Source organism: Martinezella lusitana, assembly GCF_016901135.1.
Taxonomy (GTDB): Bacteria; Pseudomonadota; Alphaproteobacteria; order Rhizobiales; family Rhizobiaceae; genus Rhizobium; species Rhizobium lusitanum_D.
The window spans coordinates 134,613-152,032 of the sequence record NZ_JAFEVL010000066.1; the positions used below are offsets into that span (position 1 = coordinate 134,613).

The following is a 17,420-nucleotide window of genomic DNA, read 5'->3' on the forward strand; positions in this document are numbered from 1 at the left end:
TTCAAAGGTAGCCGCCATGACCGTGCCCCTTATCCTTGCATCGTCCAGCCCGTTCCGGCGGATGCTGATGGAAAATGCGGGATTGCATTTTCAAGCCATCGCCGCCGATATCGACGAGCGCGCAATCGAAGCGCCGCTGGAGCGCGATGGCGCTGGTCCGGATGCCGTGGCCCTGGTGCTGGCCAAGGCGAAGGCGAAAGAGGTGAGCGATCGCTTTCCCGGCTCGCTTGTCATCGGCTCGGATCAAACCATGTCGCTCGGCAGCCAGGTCTTCCACAAGCCGAAGACCATCGCTGATGCCGAAGACCATCTGCGGGTCCTGTCGGGCCAGACGCACCGGCTCAACAGCGCCATCGCTCTGGCGCGCAACGGCGATATCATTTGGGAACATGTGTCACACGCCAACCTGACGATGCGTGAGCTATCGGCCGATTTCATCCATCGGCATCTCATCCGTGTCGGCGAGAAGGCATTGTCGAGCGTCGGTGCCTATCAGCTCGAGGGGGAGGGTATCCAACTCTTCTCCAAGATCGAAGGCGACTATTTTACCATAGTGGGATTGCCGATGTTGCCGCTTCTCCAGCAATTGCGCGAACTGGGAGCGATCGATGGGTGATTCACGTGAAACACAATCTCCGAAAGCCTTCGTCACGGGCCATCCGGTTAAGCATTCGCGTTCGCCGCTGATCCATGGCTATTGGCTGCGCCAGCTCGGCCTTGCCGGCAGCTACCGTGCGCATGAAGTCTCCGCGGAAGACTTTCCGGCGTTCATCGCCGCGCTCAAGGATCGCTCCGGCGGTTTTGTCGGCGGCAACGTGACGATCCCGCACAAGGAAGTGGCATTCAAATTAGCGGACCGGCCGGACGAATTGTCTAAGGAGCTCGGCGCTTCCAATACCCTGTGGCTTGAGGACGGGCTGCTTCACGCGACCAATACCGATGGTCGCGGCTTCACGGCAAATCTCGATAAGCGTCATCCCGGCTGGGATCGCAGCGAGCGGGCCGTCATCCTTGGTGCCGGCGGCGCCAGCCGCGCCGTCATACAGGCTGTGCGCGATCGTGGTTTCAAGGAGATCCACGTCGTCAATCGCACGGTCGAGCGCGCGCAGGAACTGGCGGATCGGTTTGGCGAGCGGGTGCATGCGCATCCCATCGCAGCGCTTGGTGAGGTCATGCAGGGCGTCGGCCTGTTCATCAATACCACGTCGCTCGGCATGGATGGCGAAGCTGCCCCGCGGATCGATTTCTCGCCCCTTGCGGATGGGGCTGTCGTGACGGACATTGTCTATGTGCCGCTGAAGACACCGCTTCTGGCCCAGGCCGAGGAACAGGGCTTTGCCGTTGTCGACGGTCTTGGCATGCTGTTGCATCAGGCCGTGCCGGGCTTTGAAAAATGGTTCGGAAAACGCCCGGTGGTCGATGAAGCCCTGAGGGCTTTGATCATCGCGGACATGGACAGACACACATGATCAGAATCGGCCTCACGGGATCGATCGGGATGGGAAAGTCGACCTCGGGAAAACTGTTCGCCGAAGCCGGCATCCCGGTGAACGACTCCGATGCGGTGGTGCACGATCTCTACGAAAGCGAAGCGGTTCCCTTAGTCGAAGCTGCTTTCCCCGGTTCCGCCAGAGACGGGGTGGTCGATCGGCAGGAACTCGGCCGGCAGCTTGCGGACGATCCATCGGGCTTCAAGCGGCTGGAAGCGATCGTACATCCGCTGGTGCGCAAGCGCGAGCGTCTGTTCCTCGAACGTCAGCGGCAAGCCGGCGCCGATATGGTGGTGCTCGATATCCCGCTGCTGTTCGAGACCGGTGCGGACAAAAGAGTGGACAAGATCGTCGTCGTTAGCTGCGACCCACAGATTCAAAGGCAAAGGGTGCTTGCCCGGCCGGGCATGACGGAGGAAAAATTCAATATGATTCTCTCCCGCCAGACGCCGGATGCGGAAAAGCGGGCGCGCGCCGATTATGTCATCGATACCGGCCGGAGCATCGATGCGGCGCGCGAACAGGTAAAAGAGATCATAGCGGACCTGCGGCAAAAGCCGCAGATTGACGAATCAAAAGGCGGAGAGCCCTGATATGCGCGAGATCATCTTCGATACGGAAACCACCGGGCTCGACAACAGGGCGGATCGCATCATCGAAATCGGCGGCATCGAGCTCATCAACCATTTTCCAACAGGCAAGACGCTGCATCTCTTCATCAATCCGGGTGATCGCAAGGTTCATCCGGACGCACTCGCCGTGCATGGCATTACCGACGAGTCCCTGAAGGACAAGCCGCCCTTCGCCGATGTCGCAGATCAGATCCTCGAATTCTTCGCCGGCGCCAAATGGATCGCGCATAACGCCACCTTCGACATGGGCTTCGTCAATGCCGAATTCGCGAGGCTCGGCCGGCCGCCGATCCTGCCTGATATGGTGACCGACACCCTGGCCATGGCGCGCCGCAAGCATCCGATGGGTCCGAACTCGCTCGATGCGCTCTGCCGGCGCTACGGCATCGACAACTCCCATCGCACTCAACACGGAGCTCTTCTCGACTCCGAGCTGCTTGCCGAAGTCTATATCGAGATGATCGGCGGCCGGCAGACCGCGCTCGGCCTTGGCAGCAGCAACGGGTCATCGGCGCGCTCCCGTCAGAATGACGATGGGGAGGAGATCGTCGCGGATATTATGGCGCGGCCTGATCCTCTGCCGAGCCGTCTGAGCGAAGAAGAACTGTCCGCCCATGCGGCGCTGGTTGCCAAGCTCGGCGTGAAGGGGATCTGGTCCAAATATCGCGCCTCCGAATAGAAGCGCGTCTCGAGGCACCAAAAGAAAATGCCCGGACATCGATCCGGGCATTTCTGTTTTCAATGATAGAAACTTATCGAGGCTTAGTTCGGAACGGCCGAAACCTGGGCGCGGGCCTGTTCTTCGGCCATCCGCTGCGTAAACATCTGTGCGAAATCGATGGGGTCGATCATCAGGGGCGGGAAGCCGCCATTGCGCGTGATATCGGCGATGATCTGGCGAGCGAAGGGGAACAGCAGGCGCGGGCACTCGATGAAGAGCAGCGGCAGCATGTGTTCCTGCGGGAAGCCGGTGACACGGAAGACGCCGCCATAGACCAGCTCGGTATGGAAGAGAACCCGTTCGCCATCCTTGGCTTCGGCATTCAGCGTCAATACGACGTCGAAATCCGAATCCGACAGCGGATTGGCGTTGACGTTGACATTGATATTGATGTCGGGAGCATTTTCCCGGGCCTGAAGCGAGCGCGGAGCACCCGGATTTTCGAAGGAAAGATCCTTGGTGTACTGAGCAAGGATGCTAAGGCTTGGGCTGGCTGCGCCGTTACCGCTGGTCTCGTTGGCCATGGGGGTGTCCTCTCACGTCAATAGGTGTCGCCATCTAGCATTTCGAATTCGGGCTTACAACCCTTATGCCCCGGCGCTTTTTGGACTGCTGCTCTAGTCCTCGAGCCGCTTCTGATCGGACCAGGGCGAGTTGCGCTTGGGTTCGCGATGGAAATCGGTTTCGTCGAGATCGACGACCGTTCCGGGTTTGCTTGGCTGAGCCTGCGGACCGGCGCCCGGTCCTTGGCCGCGTCGAAAGGCGCGGGAATTGCCGACGACGACGATACGGTTGCGCAGCATCCTCCAGGCGAGATCGCGCACGGCCGGAATGAAAAGCAGCAGGCCGATGATATCGGAGATGAAGCCCGGCAGCATCAGGAAGAAGGCTGCGATAACGATCATGGCGCCATGCACCATCTCGCGGCCAGGATCGCCCCCGTTGCGGCTCTCGGTCGAGATGCGCTGGAGAATGCCGATCCCCTGAATTCTCAAGAGCGCCGCACCGAGCAGGGCGCTGAGGATCACCAGGCCCAGCGTCGCCCAGACGCCAACCATCTTTCCGATGACGATGAAGCCGGCGATTTCCGCAAGCGGCATCAGAAAAACGAAGATAGGTAGAAGCGATAGGCGCATGTTATCCTGGTCCTGAACGCGGGTTTCTCGGCATAAGCGTTAGTTGATCGCGCATAATAAAGAAACTGGTCCGCTATTTGAATGATAGATGGATGCGGACTATATGGGGATTGAAACTTTAATTTTAACGGTGGTTCCGATACGAGATGGGTGCAAACGACTTTGTGACGATCTTTTTCCTGGTGGCAGCGGTGCTGATCTTCTTTCAGTTGCGCAGTGTCCTTGGCCGCCGCACGGGGAATGAGAAGCCGCCGCGTGATCTCTATGGTTCCGCCGATCCGGTGACTGGCCCGACGCCGCCGGATGCCGGCAAGGTAGTGACCTTGCCGCGTCGCGATGCGGCGGAAGAGGAGGATCGCTTCGTCGCCATCGACGCCTTCACGCCGGCCGGCACGCCGCTCAACGATTCGCTGCGTGAAGTGAGCAAAGCAGATCCCGCCTTCAATCCGAAGGAATTCGTCAATGGCGCCAGCATGGCCTACGAGATGATCGTCATGGCCTTTGCCGATGGCGATCGCAAGGCGCTGAAGGGCTTGCTTTCGCGCGAGGTCTATGACGGCTTCGACGCTGCTATAGCCGATCGCGAGACCAAGGGTGAAAAGGTCAAATCGACCTTTGTCGGTATCGACAAGGCCGATATCGTCACCGCCGAGATGAAGGGAACGGAAGCCTTAGTCACCATGCGCATCGTCAGCCAGATGATCTCCGCGACCTACGACAAGGCCGACGTGCTGATCGACGGCGACGCCGAGGCCGTGGCGGAGGTCAGCGATCTCTGGACTTTCGCACGCGATACCCGTTCCCGCGATCCGAACTGGAAACTTGTGGCGACCGAATCTGAACAATGACGAGCCCATTGCAGGATTTCAGACTGGAACCGGCAACCTTCGCCGATCTGAAGGGCTGGAAGGACGATGATCCTTCCAGCCTTTTTCGCGCCATGAAGGACTGTCGAACCCATATCCGCGACGTAAAGCCCTACCGCACCGGCGCTGCCGGGCTGACCGCCGATGAACTTCTGGTTCTGCTCGATGCCGCTGAGGATTGCGAACCGCGCGATGCGGCAGAGGCACGTGCCTTCTTCGAAGAGCATTGCCAGCCCTTTTTCATTCGCCGCGGTGATGGTGGAAATGGTTTCGTGACGGCATTTTTTGAGCCGGAGATCGAGGTTTCGGCCACGCCGGACCAAACCTATCGCTATCCCTTCTACCGGCGACCGGATGATCTGATCGACCTGGACGACGGCAATCGGCCTGCGGATCTCGACCCGTCCTATATGTTCGGACGCCTCCGCGACGGTGCGATTTCAGCCTGTCCCGATCGCGGCGAGATCGATCGCGGTTATCTTGAGGGCAAGGGGTTGGAGATCGCCTGGGCGAAATCCAAGGTCGATGTCTTCTTTGTACATGTGCAGGGCGCTGCCCGCTTGCGTTATCCGGACGGGCGCATGGGCCGCATCACCTATGCCGCCAAGGCCGGACATCCCTTCTCCGCGGTCGGGCGCCTGCTCATCGAGCGGGGTATGCTCGATCGCGCAACGATATCAATGCAGACGATCCGCGACTGGCTTTATGCCCACCCACGCGAGGTCGACGAGGTTCTCTGGCACAATCGGTCCTACATTTTCTTTCGCGAGGCAGACGTCAGCGATCGCACCCTCGGTCCGATCGCCGCCGCCAAGGTGCCTCTGGTTGCCGGTCGTTCCCTGGCGGTGGATCGCCTGATCCATACCTTCGGCTTTCCGTTCTTTATTCGCTCTGAAAGCCTCACTCATCTCGATGCCGGCAAGCCTTTCGCGCGGCTGATGCTGGCGCTGGATACAGGCTCCGCCATCGTCGGGCCGGCGCGCGGCGATATCTTTACCGGTTCGGGCTATGATGCCGGGGAGCTCGCCGGCACAGTGCGCAATGACGCCGATTTTTATATATTCATTCCAAAGGCGGCGGCGCGAAGGTTCGGCTGATGGCCTCGGAACGAAAAGACAAGGAGCGCAAGCTCAGCGCGGAGGACCGCATCCTCTGGGGCAGGGTAGCCAAGAGCACCCGGCCCATGGCCGGCCGAATGGCCGATATGGAGGCTTTCGAAGCAGCGCTGGCAGCTGAAGCGGCGAGCGAGGAAAAGGCCCGCGCCGCAAAGGCGGGAACGGCTCCGGTGCCAACCGACCCGCAAAATGGCCCGACGCCTGCCAAACAGCCTTCCGGCCGGCACCATCAGCTCGAACGTCCGGTCAAGCGCAAGATCGCCAAGGGGCGGCTGGCGCTGGAGGCCAGGATCGATCTTCACGGCCTTATCCAGAGCGAGGCGCATGGCATGCTTCTGGATTTCCTCCTGCGCGCCCATGGCCGCGGGCTTCGCCATGTGCTCGTCATAACAGGCAAGGGCAGCTCCATGGGCAGCGAAGGGGCGCTCAAGCGTGCGGTACCGCTCTGGTTTTCCAAGCCGGAATTCCGCTTTCTGATCTCGTCATACGAGACGGCGGCGCAACATCACGGCGGCGACGGCGCGCTCTATATCCGCCTGTCGCGCCCAAAGGGGGACAAGCCTTGACCCCTTTCGGCGAAGCGGTGCGAAAGCTCAGACTGCGCAAGGGCGTCTCGCAGAAGGAAATGGCGGCCGCACTGAATGTGACGCCGGCTTATTTATCCGCCTTAGAACACGGAAAACGCGGAACGCCGACCTTCGATCTGCTGCAGCGCATCGCCGGATATTTCAACATCATCTGGGACGAAGCCGAGGAATTGTTCCTGCTGGCGCGCTTTTCCGACCCCCGCATCGTCGTCGACACGTCGGGGCTTGCACCCGAATATACGGCCTTCATCAACCGCTTGGCCGGCAAGATTCGCAATCTTGACGCAGCAACGATACAAGAGCTATCCCGGGTTCTCGAAAATGGCGGTAAATCAGGCTGAAAAGCGCCTTAATCCCCTGTTTTATACCTGATTTCGGGGCCTTCCGTTTGGAAGTTCGGGGTGAAACATCCTATATTCAGGGAAAGAAAAACCGCTGATTCGTTAGGGATCGGCGAGATTCTCTAAACACTGGAAAGACTTCAATAAAATGACCGATATATCCGTAACCGAAAACGGCGGTAACGCCGAATATGGCGCAGACAGCATCAAGGTTCTGAAGGGCCTTGATGCCGTGCGCAAGCGCCCCGGGATGTATATCGGTGACACGGATGACGGCTCGGGCCTGCATCACATGGTCTACGAAGTCGTCGACAACGCCATCGACGAGGCGCTCGGCGGCTATGCCGACATCGTCACGGTCACCCTTAATCCCGATGGTTCGGTGACGGTTACCGATAACGGCCGCGGTATTCCGACCGATATCCATACCGGCGAAGGTGTTTCTGCAGCCGAGGTCATCATGACCCAGCTCCATGCCGGCGGTAAGTTCGACCAGAATTCCTACAAGGTCTCCGGCGGCCTGCACGGCGTCGGCGTTTCCGTCGTCAACGCGCTGTCCGTCTGGTTGAAGCTGAAGATCCGCCGCCAGGGCAAGATCAATGAAATGAGCTTCACCCATGGCGTGGCCGATGCGCCGCTCAAGGAAACCGGCGAAGCCGGCAATGAGACCGGCACCGAAGTCAGCTTCATGCCGAGCACTGACACCTTCACCATGACGGAATTCGACTACGGCACGCTGGAGCATCGCCTGCGCGAACTCGCCTTCCTGAATTCCGGTGTGCGCATCCTTTTGACCGACAAGCGTCATTCCGACATCAGACAGGAAGAGATGCTCTATGACGGTGGCTTGGAAGCCTTTGTCGCCTATCTTGACCGCGCCAAGAAGCCGCTGGTCCAAAAGCCCGTGTCGATCCGCAGCGAAAAGGACGGCATCACGGTCGAAGTGGCCATGTGGTGGAATGACAGCTACCACGAAAACGTGCTCTGCTTTACCAACAACATCCCGCAGCGCGACGGCGGCACGCACATGGCCGGCTTCCGCGCCGCGCTGACGCGCCAGATCACCTCCTATGGCGAGTCATCCGGCATCACCAAGAGGGAAAAGGTGACGCTGACCGGTGACGATTGCCGCGAGGGCCTGACGGCGGTGCTGTCGGTCAAGGTTCCCGATCCGAAATTCTCCTCGCAGACCAAGGACAAGCTGGTCTCCTCCGAAGTCCGCCCGGTGGTCGAAAGCCTCGTCAACGAAGCGCTCGGCACCTGGCTGGAAGAGCATCCGTCCGATGCGAAGGTGCTGGTCGGCAAGGTTGTCGAAGCCGCTGCCGCCCGCGAAGCCGCCCGCAAGGCGCGTGAATTGACCCGGCGCAAGGGCGCTCTCGATATTGCCTCGCTGCCCGGCAAGCTTGCCGACTGCTCCGAACGCGATCCCGCCAAATCGGAAGTCTTCCTCGTCGAGGGCGATTCGGCAGGTGGTTCGGCCAAGCAGGGCCGTTCGCGCGAAAACCAGGCGATCCTGCCGCTGCGCGGCAAGATCCTCAACGTCGAACGCGCTCGCTTCGACAAGATGCTGTCGAGCCAGGAAATCGGCACGCTGATCACAGCACTCGGCACCGGCATCGGCAAGGACGAATTCAACGCCGACAAGCTGCGCTATCACAAGATCATCATCATGACGGATGCCGACGTCGACGGCGCCCACATCCGCACCCTGCTGCTGACTTTCTTCTTCCGTCAGATGCCCGATCTCATCGAACGCGGCCATCTCTATATTGCCCAGCCGCCGCTCTATAAGGTGACGCGCGGCAAATCGGTGCAGTATCTGAAAGATGAGAAGGCGCTGGAAGAATATCTGATCGCGCAGGGCCTTGACGATGCGAGCCTTAGGCTCGGCAATGGCGAGGTGCGGGCGGGGCAGGATCTACGCGAGGTTATCTTCGATGCGCTGCGCCTGCGCACGCTGCTCGACAATCTGCATTCGCGCTATAACCGCGATGTCGTCGAACAGGCGGCGATTGCCGGCGCGCTCAATGCCGAACTGGTCAGCGATCGGGCGCGCGCCGCGGTGCTTGTTGATGACGTCGCCAAGCGGCTCGATATCATCGCCGAGGAAACTGAACGCGGCTGGAGCGGTGTCGTGACCGATGAAGGCGGTTTGCGCTTCGAACGCATGGTGCGCGGCGTCAAGGAAGCTGTGCTTCTCGACATGGCGCTGATCGGTTCACAGGATGCGCGCCTCATCGACCAGCTCGGCGTCCGGCTCAAGGAAACCTACATCGTGCCGCCGAAGCTCGTGCGCCGCGATGGCGAAACCGAGATTTCCGGCCCGCGCAAGCTGTTGGAAACGATCTTCACCGCCGGCCGCAAGGGTCTCACCATGCAGCGCTATAAGGGCCTTGGCGAAATGAATGCCGAACAGCTCTGGGAAACGACGCTGGATCCGAATGCGCGCTCGCTGTTGCAGGTCAGGGTCGCGGACGCGAACGATGCCGACGGCTTGTTTGCCCGGCTTATGGGCGATGAGGTCGAGCCCCGGCGCGAGTTCATTCAGGAAAATGCCCTGAGCGTCGCCAATCTCGATATCTGATCCCTGTCACAAGAAACAAAAAAGGCCCGCCAGAATATCTGGTGGGCCTTTTCCATTGATATCAATTACTTGGCGATAAAAGTGCCGTTGAAGGCGAGTTCCGAAAGCGGCTTGCGCTCGTTCGGCACTTCGCGTTCCCTAAGCTTCTCGGGAAGCTGGCTCTTGTCGCCGATCTTGCCGATCGCAACGGCGGCCTCGACGCGGAAACCTTCCGGAATACCGAGAACCTCGTAGGACTTCTCGACATGGAAGCCGCCCATGCCATGGGCCTCATAGCCGGCTAGATGTGCCTGCATCGCCAGGAAGCCCCAGGCCGTGCCAGCATCGAAGGAGTGGCTGTAGCTGGGCTTCTGCTCGGCGGAACCGAGTTCGCCGCTATGGGTGCGCGAGATGACAAAAAGCAGCGCCGCGGCGGATTTCGCCCAGCCTTGGTTGAATTCGACCAGAAGATCGAGGAACTTGTCCCAGTTTTCCGAGCCGCGCAGGGCATAGACGAAGCGCCAGGGCTGCAGGTTCGAAGATGATGGCGCCCAATGGGCAGCCTCAAGAATGGTCAGCAGATCCTTTTCCGGCATGGTCTCGTTGGAATAGGCGCGGGGCGACCAGCGATCGAGGAAGATCTTGTCGATCGGATATTGAGATTCGCGATTATTGCTTGATGTCATCGGGGCTTCTTTTCGTCAGAGGGAACCGGTTGCAGGTCTTCTAGAGGGAATTTCGTGGCTGGCCATAAACATACGAGGCGTAGCTATACTCGGCTCGCATCGGCAGTCCAGATCACATCGAGCTCTTCGCGAAAGGCAAAACGCTTGAGGTGATCGACGACGACCCCCTGCATGCGTTCGAGATCCTCGGGCTTCTCGACACTCAGCGTCATGTTCAGGTTGGTGGGGTTGGCCGCCAGCCCAAGAGAGGCCTCGGGGCTGAAAGGCACCTTCCCGGCCGTCTCATTGAATTCCACCTCAAATCGATGGCTCCAGTGCTTGCAGAGCTGCTGCAGATAGCGACTGGCATGCTCGGTTTTCACCGACGAGACGGATGCGGGCATGGGATGCTCCAGTAAACTTGAACAGAAGACACGTGTTTCCATACATAAATGCTTCTGCATTCGCCAGGTAGACAGACTGTTTCAAGTTTGCGTTATTTCGGCGAAATCCTGTTTCGCTATGCTGTCGCGGGAGAGAACATTCGCGACTGGAGACAGAACCTTGCTGGTGAACGGGAAATGGACTGAGGATTGGCAGCCGGTCCAGGCCAAGGATGAAAAGGGTGGCTTCGTCCGCCAGACCTCGAGCTTCCGCAACTGGATAACACCCGACGGCCGACCGGGACCGACGGGCGAGGGCGGCTTCAAGGCGGAAGCCGGCCGTTACCATCTCTATGTCGCGCTGGTCTGCCCCTGGGCGTCGCGCACCCTGATCGGCCGCAAGCTGAAGGGTCTTGAGGATGTCATTTCCGTCTCGGTGGTCGAGCCGGCGCTGACCAAACAGGGCTGGCGTTTCGGAGATTATCCCGGCGCGACCGATGACCCCGTCAACGGCGCCACCTATATGCATGAGATCTACACCAAGGCCGATCCACTCTTCACCGGCCGCGCCACCGTGCCAGTGCTTTGGGACAAGCAGACCGGCACGATCGTCAACAACGAGTCATCAGATATCCTGCGCATGCTGAATGACGGCTTCGGCGATCTTGCCCAGAACGGCATCGATCTTTATCCGGCCGACAAGCGTAGGGATATCGACAGCTTCAACGCGCGGATCTATCCAGCCCTTAATAACGGCGTCTATCGCGCCGGCTTCGCGACGACACAGGTTGCCTATGAAGAAGCCTTCCATGGCGTGTTCGAATGTCTTGATCGCGTCGAGACCGAGCTCGAGGGCAAGGATTATCTCTTTGCTGACCATCCGACCGAAAGCGATATCAGGCTGTTCGTCACCCTCGTCCGTTTCGACGTCGCCTATCACGGTCTCTTCAAGTGCAATCTTCGCAGGCTGTCGGATTATGCCAATCTCCAGTCCTTCTGCCGCCGCATGTTTGACTGGCCCGGGATTGCCGAGACCGTCAGCTTCGATCACATCAAGCGCGGCTACTATTCCGTGACGGCGCTCAATCCGAGCGGTATCGTGCCGCTCGGCCCGGCACTCGAAGAGCTGTTCTGATACTCGACCGCCCCCAAAAACCCGTCTAAGGTCCGCCTCGTTTTGATGGAATAGGGAGGACCGCCATGAATGGGGAAGAGTTCCGGCGCTGGTCGGAAAAGGCGGCGAATTGGGGTGCGGATTATCGCGTATCGCTTCGGGACCGGCCGGTGCGGGCGCAGACGGCTCCCGGCGAAATATCCGCGCATATCGCCGATTCCCCACCGGAATCCGGCGAAGCGATGGAGGATATCTTCAAGGATTTCGAGGATATCCTCATTCCCGGCATGACGCATTGGCAGCATCCGCGCTTTTTCGCCTATTTTCCCGCCAATGCCGCCCCGGTCTCGGTGATCGCCGAATATCTGGTCAGCGCCATCGCCGCCCAATGCATGCTTTGGCAGACCTCGCCTTCCGCCACCGAGCTGGAGACCAAGGTTGTCGACTGGTTGCGCCAGGCCCTCGGCCTTCCGGAAAGCTTCACCGGCGTCATCCAGGATTCGGCCTCGACCGCAACTCTTGCCGCCGTTCTGGTCATGCGCGAGAAAGCGCTGGACTGGCATGGTAACAGCCACGGGCTTGCGGCAAACAAGGCGGTGCGGATCTATTCGACCGATCAGGTCCATACGTCGATCGACCGCGCCATCTGGATCTCCGGCGTCGGCGCGGAGAACCTGGTGCGCATCCCCTCCGCCGGTTCGAACAAAGCCATGGACCCGCAGGCGCTTGCCGCCGCCATAGAGCGAGACCGGGCCGTCGGACTGCTGCCGGCCGGCGTCATCGCTTGCGTTGGCGGCACCAGCGTCGGCGCCTGCGATGATATCGCTGCTGTCGTCGATATCGCGCATGCGCATGGGCTTTACGTGCATGTCGATGCCGCCTGGGCGGGTTCCGCCATGATCTGCCCGGAATTCCGTGAGCTGTGGCAGGGCGTCGAGCGGGCCGATTCCGTCGTCTTCAATCCGCATAAATGGCTCGGCGCGCAGTTCGATTGCTCCGTCCAGTTCGTGCGTGAGCCGGAAACACTGGTGCGGACGCTGGCGATCCAGCCGGAATATCTGCGCACCCATGGCCATGACGGCATCATCAACTATTCGGAATGGTCCGTGCCGCTTGGCCGCCGCTTCCGCGCGTTGAAGCTCTGGTTCCTGCTGCGCTATCACGGCCTGGAAGGTTTGCGGACAATGATCCGCAACCACGTCGCCTGGTCGCAGAATCTGGCTAAGCGCCTGGCGGCTGAACCCGATTTTGAGATTGTCACCCAGCCGTTTTTGTCGCTGTTTTCGTTCGATCACAAGGCGCCCGCGGGCATCGATCAGGAAAGCCATACGCAGCGCCTGATTGCCGCAATCAACAATGACGGCCGCATCTATCTGACGCAGACCCGCGTTGCCGGCCGCCTGGTCATTCGGTTTCAGGCCGGACAGTTCGAAGCGACGGCGGAAGATGTCGATACGGCTTTTGCTGTCATCGTCGAAATCGCCAGAGCATTGCCCCCGGCCTAGAAAAACTGTTGTTCCCACGCGGAGCGCCGGGGCATGCTATGCTCCGAAATCGTTTGATGACACTGGTGAATAATTCGTTCATATATGGTGACACCAATCTCATCCTTGAAAAATGCAGGAAGGAAAATCCATGAAATTGTTGCGTGTTGGGCAAGTCGGCAAGGAAAAGCCGGCACTTCTGGATAGCGACGGCAAGATCCGCGATCTCTCCGCACATGTCGCCGATATCGGTGGCGAGGCCATTTCGCCCGCCGGCCTGGCAAAGATCGCCGCCCTCGATCCGAAGAGCCTGCCGGAACTGTCGGAAGGCCGCATCGGCGCTTGCGTCGCCGGCACCGGCAAATTCATCTGCATCGGTCTGAACTTTTCCGACCATGCCGCGGAAACCGGCGCCACCGTGCCGCCGGAGCCGATCATCTTCATGAAGGCAACCTCCGCCATCGTCGGCCCGAACGATAGCGTGCTGATTCCGCGCGGTTCTGAAAAGACCGACTGGGAAGTCGAACTCGGCGTCGTCATCGGCAAGACGGCGAAATATGTCAGCGAAGCCGATGCTCTTGATTATGTCGCCGGTTATTGCGTTTCACACGATGTTTCCGAGCGCGCTTTCCAGACGGAACGTTCGGGACAGTGGACCAAGGGCAAGTCCTGCGACACCTTCGGTCCGATCGGCCCATGGCTGGTTACGAAGGACGAGATCGCCGACCCGCAGAACCTCGGCATGTGGCTGAAGGTCAACGGCAAGACGATGCAGAACGGCTCGACCAAGACCATGGTCTATGGCGTCGCCTACCTCGTATCCTATCTCAGCCAGTTCATGTCGCTGCATCCGGGCGATGTCATCTCCACCGGCACGCCTCCCGGCGTCGGCATGGGCATGAAGCCACCGCAATATCTGAAGCCGGGCGATGTCGTCGAACTCGGCATGGAAGGCCTCGGCACGCAGCGCCAGACCTTTCTGGCAGACGCATGAGGCCTTGGACTCAGGAACTTTAACCTTTTGAGATCATTGTTGATGCCGGAGAATCGCTTCTCCGGCGTTTTTATAGGTAAAACTCTCTGCAGTTATGTTGCTCCGCAGCAAAAACTGCTAGACTGGTTAGTAAGAGCTTAAAGGATGGAGATTGCGCCTGAGGAGCCGCAATCATCCTGCTGCGCAGCGCAACCGGAGGAGCGCCGCAATGAAAGCAGCCACATATGAGGCGCGTGAGCTTTTGAAAATCTATGTGATTTGCAAGTTCGTGCGCCGGCATCTCGAAAGGTGACGCCCCCAAATGTTTTATCAGTTTTACGAACTCAATCATGCCGCCCTCGCACCCTTCCGCGCCGCTGCCGACATGATGCGCCTGGCCTATGCCAATCCCCTCAATCCGCTGTCGCATACCATGCTTGGCCGCACATTGACGGCAAGCCTCGAAATCTTCGAGCGCACGACCAGGCGCTATGGCAAGCCGGAATTCGGGCTTCATGAGACGTCGATCGACGGCAAGCCGGTTTCGGTGCACGAGAAGATCGCCTGGAAGAAGCCGTTCTGTAATCTCATCCATTTCGAGCGCAGCCTGCCCGCCGGCCATGGCATCGATCCGCGCATCCTGATCGTCGCGCCGATGTCGGGCCACTATGCGACGCTGCTGCGTGGCACCGTGGAAGCCCTTCTGCCGGGCGCCGATGTCTACATCACCGACTGGATCGATGCCCGCATGGTGCCCATGACCGAAGGCACCTTCGATCTGGAGGATTATATCGATTACGTCATCGAGATGCTGCACCATCTTGGGCCGGACACGCATGTCGTTGCCGTTTGCCAGCCCTCCGTGCCGGTCCTCGCGGCCGCTGCGGTGATGGAGGCGGCCGGCGATCCTTTGGTGCCCGCGTCGATGACGCTGATGGGCGGCCCGATCGACACGCGCATCAACCCGACGGCGGTCAACCAGCTGGCCAAGGACAGGCCACTCGAATGGTTCGCAGACAATGTCATCATGAACGTGCCCTGGCCGCAGCCGGGCTTCATGCGGCCCGTCTATCCCGGCTTCCTTCAGCTTTCCGGCTTCATGTCGATGAACCTCGACCGGCATATGATCGCGCACAAGGACTTCTTCGTGCATCTCGTCAAGAATGACGGCGAGCCGGCCGAGAAGCACCGCGATTTCTATGATGAATACCTGGCTGTCATGGATCTGACCGCGGAATTCTATCTGCAGACCGTGGATCAGGTGTTCATCAAGCATGCGCTGCCCAAGGGTGAGCTCTTGCATCGCGGCCGGCAGGTTGATCCTTCGATGATCCGCAATGTCGCGCTACTGACCGTCGAAGGCGAGAATGACGACATCTCCGGCGTTGGCCAGACGATGGCGGCGCAGACCATCTGCACCGGCATCCCCGATCATATGCGCATGCATTATTTGCAGCCGGATGTCGGCCATTACGGTGTCTTCAATGGCTCGCGCTTCCGCCGCGAGATCGCGCCGCGCATTTTGGCCTTTGCCCGCGAGCATGCCCGCACGGGCCGGCCGGTCGTCAAACGGGTGATCAAGGGCGGGAAATCCGCTTAAGATTGCAAATTATTAGCTTTTGTTGAATTAATCAGGCGGATTCAAGGACTTGTCCGATTCCGCCTGAAGATGCCATTGAAGGCTCACGAAGAGGTTACCATCTCGATTCCAGCGGTTTCGAAGATGATCGGGCCGTTTACCGCGCCGCGCGTCCTTGGAACGCGCTGAGATGCAGTAGAGCTTTAAAAAACGCGCAGAAGCCTTTCCGTCGATCGGTGTTGGTCGAGGGGCGATGCGCCGTGCGAGGATACCTCACGATGAACCAATCTGCATTGCTTCGCCCGGATTGGACTCCGGCTACTATTGCCCTGATGGTGCTTGGCTTCGTGGTCTTTTGGCCGCTGGGCTTTGCCATGCTCGCTTATATTCTCTTCGGGGAACGTCTGCGGGATTTCAAACGGGATGTGAATGAAAGGGCCGACGGCGTGTTTGCCGGCTGCGGCCGTCATCGCGGCCGTCACCGTCATTCCTTCTCCACCGGCAACGTCGCCTTCGACGACTGGCGCAAGGCGGAACTTGAGCGCCTCGAACAGGAGCGCCGCAAGCTGGACGAGATGCGCGCCGAATTCGACAGCTACGTCCGCGAGCTGCGCCGCGCCAAGGATCAGGACGAGTTCGATCGCTTCATGCGCGAGCGCAACAGCGTCAAGCGCAATGACAACAATGGCGGCCCGGCGACCGAATTCCAGACGCCGTGACCGACGCCCTGTAACGCAATCGAAACCGGCATCCAGCGGTGCCGGTTTTTCTTTGCCAGATATCAGCCCGAATCGTATAAAACTGCCTTTCATGTTTCCGCTTCTATCCAGATCCCGCAGAGCGTCTGCCGAACCACCCGCGCCGGAAACGCGCACTCTGAACGTCGCCGGCCGTCTGATGCCGCTGACGATCCGTCAGCATGAGCGGGCGACGCGCATCACCCTTAGAATCGAGCCGGGCGGACGCGCGCTGAAGATGACCATTCCACGCGGTCTTGCGGCACGCGAGGTCAATGCCTTCCTCGACCGGCATCAGGGCTGGCTTTTGACCAAGCTGGCGAAGTTCGCAGCCGAGAGCAGCCTGCGCAGCGGCAGCGAAATCCTTCTGCGCGGCGTGCGCCATCGCATCGAGCACACCGGCACCCTGCGCGGTCTCACCGAAGCCATCATCGTGGACGGCCAGCCGGTTCTGCGCGTCAGCGGCCTGCCGGAACATGCCGGCCGCCGCATCGCGACTTTCCTGAAGAAAGAAGCACGCGCCGATCTCGAAAAGCTGGTGGCGGTGCATGCCGGAGCGATCCGCGCGCCCGTCTCCTCAATCACCATGAAGGATACCCGCAGTCGCTGGGGTTCCTGCTCCTCGCAAGGAAACCTCAGCTTCTCCTGGCGCATCGTCATGGCGCCGCCGCTTGTCATCGACTATCTCGCCGCCCACGAGGTCGCGCACTTAAGAGAAATGAACCACGGCCCACGCTTCTGGGCGCTCTGCCGCAAGCTCTGCCCCGCTATGGACGAAGCCAAGGCCTGGCTGAAGCGCCACGGCAGCCAGCTGCACGCGATCGATTTTGATTGATCGCATAGCCCGATGGAGGAAATAAGGGGAGGCCCAGCATCCGCCGTCGTGGTTCGAGGCTCCGGCCCCCTTCGGCAAGCTCAGGAACCTGCGCACCTCACCATGAGGGCTAACCTCCCGTGCAAGACGACACATTGAGCTGGCCTCATGCGGCAGGAACCGGTTTAATGCGACGGTGCTTACTCCATCCTCACCCTGA

19 protein-coding genes are annotated in these 17,420 nt (G+C 59.9%); 15 read left to right on the forward strand and 4 right to left on the reverse strand.

The window, feature by feature from the left end; genetic code table 11:
• The first annotated feature begins 16 nt into the window (after positions 1 to 16).
• From JTP94_RS28710 to dnaQ, 4 genes are read left to right on the forward strand one after another with little or no spacing between them, the layout of a single operon-like run.
• Complete coding sequence (locus JTP94_RS28710; protein WP_204853826.1) at positions 17 to 616, forward strand: Maf-like protein; 600 nt, start codon at positions 17 to 19, stop codon at positions 614 to 616.
• Entirely contained in the window at positions 609 to 1,469 is an 861-nt protein-coding gene (locus tag JTP94_RS28715) for a shikimate dehydrogenase (protein WP_204853827.1), read from the forward strand. The genes JTP94_RS28710 and JTP94_RS28715 overlap by 8 nt, the downstream gene beginning before the upstream one ends.
• The gene (gene coaE, locus JTP94_RS28720; protein WP_204853828.1) at positions 1,466 to 2,083 is read left to right on the forward strand and encodes a dephospho-CoA kinase; all 618 of its coding nucleotides are present in this window, start codon (positions 1,466 to 1,468) and stop codon (positions 2,081 to 2,083) included. Before JTP94_RS28715 ends, coaE begins: the two co-directional genes overlap by 4 nt.
• Position 2,084: 1 nt before the next feature.
• Positions 2,085 to 2,801: a DNA polymerase III subunit epsilon gene (dnaQ, locus tag JTP94_RS28725; protein WP_204853829.1), complete on the forward strand. Its 717-nt coding sequence runs from the start codon at positions 2,085 to 2,087 to the stop codon at positions 2,799 to 2,801.
• 83 nt (positions 2,802 to 2,884) lie between these two features.
• Here the strand turns inward: dnaQ and secB are convergent, their stop codons facing one another.
• Together secB and JTP94_RS28735 are read right to left on the reverse strand one after the other, a co-directional pair.
• Positions 2,885 to 3,367, reverse strand: coding sequence for a protein-export chaperone SecB (gene secB, locus JTP94_RS28730; RefSeq protein WP_037195603.1), 483 nt, complete (start codon positions 3,365 to 3,367; stop codon positions 2,885 to 2,887).
• A gap of 93 nt (positions 3,368 to 3,460) precedes the next feature.
• Complete coding sequence (locus tag JTP94_RS28735; protein ID WP_204853830.1) at positions 3,461 to 3,979, reverse strand: FxsA family protein; 519 nt, start codon at positions 3,977 to 3,979, stop codon at positions 3,461 to 3,463.
• A gap of 146 nt (positions 3,980 to 4,125) precedes the next feature.
• Between JTP94_RS28735 and JTP94_RS28740 the strand changes: the two genes are divergently transcribed.
• The 5 genes from JTP94_RS28740 (at position 4,126) to gyrB (ending at position 9,472) form a co-directional block, all read left to right on the forward strand.
• Positions 4,126 to 4,827, forward strand: coding sequence for a Tim44/TimA family putative adaptor protein (locus JTP94_RS28740; RefSeq protein ID WP_204853831.1), 702 nt, complete (start codon positions 4,126 to 4,128; stop codon positions 4,825 to 4,827).
• The gene (locus JTP94_RS28745; RefSeq protein WP_204853832.1) at positions 4,824 to 5,942 is read left to right on the forward strand and encodes a murein transglycosylase A; all 1,119 of its coding nucleotides are present in this window, start codon (positions 4,824 to 4,826) and stop codon (positions 5,940 to 5,942) included. Before JTP94_RS28740 ends, JTP94_RS28745 begins: the two co-directional genes overlap by 4 nt.
• Complete coding sequence (locus JTP94_RS28750) at positions 5,942 to 6,526, forward strand: Smr/MutS family protein (protein ID WP_204853833.1); 585 nt, start codon at positions 5,942 to 5,944, stop codon at positions 6,524 to 6,526. Before JTP94_RS28745 ends, JTP94_RS28750 begins: the two co-directional genes overlap by 1 nt.
• A complete protein-coding gene (locus JTP94_RS28755) occupies positions 6,523 to 6,888 on the forward strand; it encodes a helix-turn-helix domain-containing protein (RefSeq protein ID WP_204853834.1) in 366 nt (121 codons plus the stop codon). Before JTP94_RS28750 ends, JTP94_RS28755 begins: the two co-directional genes overlap by 4 nt.
• Before the next feature lie 148 nt (positions 6,889 to 7,036).
• Entirely contained in the window at positions 7,037 to 9,472 is a 2,436-nt protein-coding gene (gene gyrB / locus JTP94_RS28760) for a DNA topoisomerase (ATP-hydrolyzing) subunit B (protein ID WP_204853835.1), read from the forward strand.
• A gap of 65 nt (positions 9,473 to 9,537) precedes the next feature.
• Here the strand turns inward: gyrB and JTP94_RS28765 are convergent, their stop codons facing one another.
• Positions 9,538 to 10,137 (reverse strand): nitroreductase family protein, encoded by a 600-nt coding sequence (locus JTP94_RS28765; protein WP_204853836.1) that lies wholly within the window; start codon positions 10,135 to 10,137, stop codon positions 9,538 to 9,540.
• Between the two features lie 83 nt (positions 10,138 to 10,220).
• Positions 10,221 to 10,520, reverse strand: coding sequence for a DUF2218 domain-containing protein (locus tag JTP94_RS28770; protein ID WP_204853837.1), 300 nt, complete (start codon positions 10,518 to 10,520; stop codon positions 10,221 to 10,223).
• A gap of 160 nt (positions 10,521 to 10,680) precedes the next feature.
• Here JTP94_RS28770 and JTP94_RS28775 point away from each other — a divergent pair, with 160 nt between their 5' ends.
• The 6 genes from JTP94_RS28775 to JTP94_RS28800 all read left to right on the forward strand — a co-directional run bounded on the left by JTP94_RS28775 (position 10,681) and on the right by JTP94_RS28800 (position 17,221).
• Positions 10,681 to 11,634, forward strand: a complete 954-nt coding sequence (locus JTP94_RS28775) for a glutathione S-transferase family protein (protein WP_204853838.1) — start codon at positions 10,681 to 10,683, stop codon at positions 11,632 to 11,634.
• A gap of 65 nt (positions 11,635 to 11,699) precedes the next feature.
• Positions 11,700 to 13,118, forward strand: a complete 1,419-nt coding sequence (locus JTP94_RS28780; RefSeq protein WP_204853839.1) for a pyridoxal-dependent decarboxylase — start codon at positions 11,700 to 11,702, stop codon at positions 13,116 to 13,118.
• A gap of 130 nt (positions 13,119 to 13,248) precedes the next feature.
• On the forward strand, positions 13,249 to 14,091 hold the full coding sequence (locus JTP94_RS28785) for a fumarylacetoacetate hydrolase family protein (protein ID WP_204853840.1): 843 nt from the start codon (positions 13,249 to 13,251) through the stop codon (positions 14,089 to 14,091).
• Positions 14,092 to 14,392: 301 nt separating this feature from the next.
• Positions 14,393 to 15,670 (forward strand): polyhydroxyalkanoate depolymerase, encoded by a 1,278-nt coding sequence (locus JTP94_RS28790; RefSeq protein ID WP_204853841.1) that lies wholly within the window; start codon positions 14,393 to 14,395, stop codon positions 15,668 to 15,670.
• A gap of 257 nt (positions 15,671 to 15,927) precedes the next feature.
• Entirely contained in the window at positions 15,928 to 16,368 is a 441-nt protein-coding gene (locus JTP94_RS28795; protein ID WP_204853842.1) for a DUF2852 domain-containing protein, read from the forward strand.
• A 91-nt stretch (positions 16,369 to 16,459) separates the two neighbouring features.
• On the forward strand, positions 16,460 to 17,221 hold the full coding sequence (locus tag JTP94_RS28800; protein WP_204853843.1) for a M48 family metallopeptidase: 762 nt from the start codon (positions 16,460 to 16,462) through the stop codon (positions 17,219 to 17,221).
• Positions 17,222 to 17,420 lie beyond the last annotated feature (199 nt).

Excerpts from the sequence above, each read along its gene's own strand:
- JTP94_RS28710 (WP_204853826.1), top strand. The coding sequence starts at position 17 with ATGACCGTGCCCCTTATCCTTGCATCGTCCAGCCCGTTCCGGCGGATG.
- JTP94_RS28715 (WP_204853827.1), top strand. The coding sequence starts at position 609 with ATGGGTGATTCACGTGAAACACAATCTCCGAAAGCCTTCGTCACGGGC.
- coaE (WP_204853828.1), top strand. The coding sequence starts at position 1,466 with ATGATCAGAATCGGCCTCACGGGATCGATCGGGATGGGAAAGTCGACC.
- dnaQ (WP_204853829.1), top strand. The coding sequence starts at position 2,085 with ATGCGCGAGATCATCTTCGATACGGAAACCACCGGGCTCGACAACAGG.
- secB (WP_037195603.1), bottom strand. The coding sequence starts at position 3,367 with ATGGCCAACGAGACCAGCGGTAACGGCGCAGCCAGCCCAAGCCTTAGC.
- JTP94_RS28735 (WP_204853830.1), bottom strand. The coding sequence starts at position 3,979 with ATGCGCCTATCGCTTCTACCTATCTTCGTTTTTCTGATGCCGCTTGCG.
- JTP94_RS28740 (WP_204853831.1), top strand. The coding sequence starts at position 4,126 with ATGGGTGCAAACGACTTTGTGACGATCTTTTTCCTGGTGGCAGCGGTG.
- JTP94_RS28745 (WP_204853832.1), top strand. The coding sequence starts at position 4,824 with ATGACGAGCCCATTGCAGGATTTCAGACTGGAACCGGCAACCTTCGCC.
- JTP94_RS28750 (WP_204853833.1), top strand. The coding sequence starts at position 5,942 with ATGGCCTCGGAACGAAAAGACAAGGAGCGCAAGCTCAGCGCGGAGGAC.
- gyrB (WP_204853835.1), top strand. The coding sequence starts at position 7,037 with ATGACCGATATATCCGTAACCGAAAACGGCGGTAACGCCGAATATGGC.
- JTP94_RS28765 (WP_204853836.1), bottom strand. The coding sequence starts at position 10,137 with ATGACATCAAGCAATAATCGCGAATCTCAATATCCGATCGACAAGATC.
- JTP94_RS28770 (WP_204853837.1), bottom strand. The coding sequence starts at position 10,520 with ATGCCCGCATCCGTCTCGTCGGTGAAAACCGAGCATGCCAGTCGCTAT.
- JTP94_RS28780 (WP_204853839.1), top strand. The coding sequence starts at position 11,700 with ATGAATGGGGAAGAGTTCCGGCGCTGGTCGGAAAAGGCGGCGAATTGG.
- JTP94_RS28785 (WP_204853840.1), top strand. The coding sequence starts at position 13,249 with ATGAAATTGTTGCGTGTTGGGCAAGTCGGCAAGGAAAAGCCGGCACTT.
- JTP94_RS28790 (WP_204853841.1), top strand. The coding sequence starts at position 14,393 with ATGTTTTATCAGTTTTACGAACTCAATCATGCCGCCCTCGCACCCTTC.
- JTP94_RS28795 (WP_204853842.1), top strand. The coding sequence starts at position 15,928 with ATGAACCAATCTGCATTGCTTCGCCCGGATTGGACTCCGGCTACTATT.
- JTP94_RS28800 (WP_204853843.1), top strand. The coding sequence starts at position 16,460 with ATGTTTCCGCTTCTATCCAGATCCCGCAGAGCGTCTGCCGAACCACCC.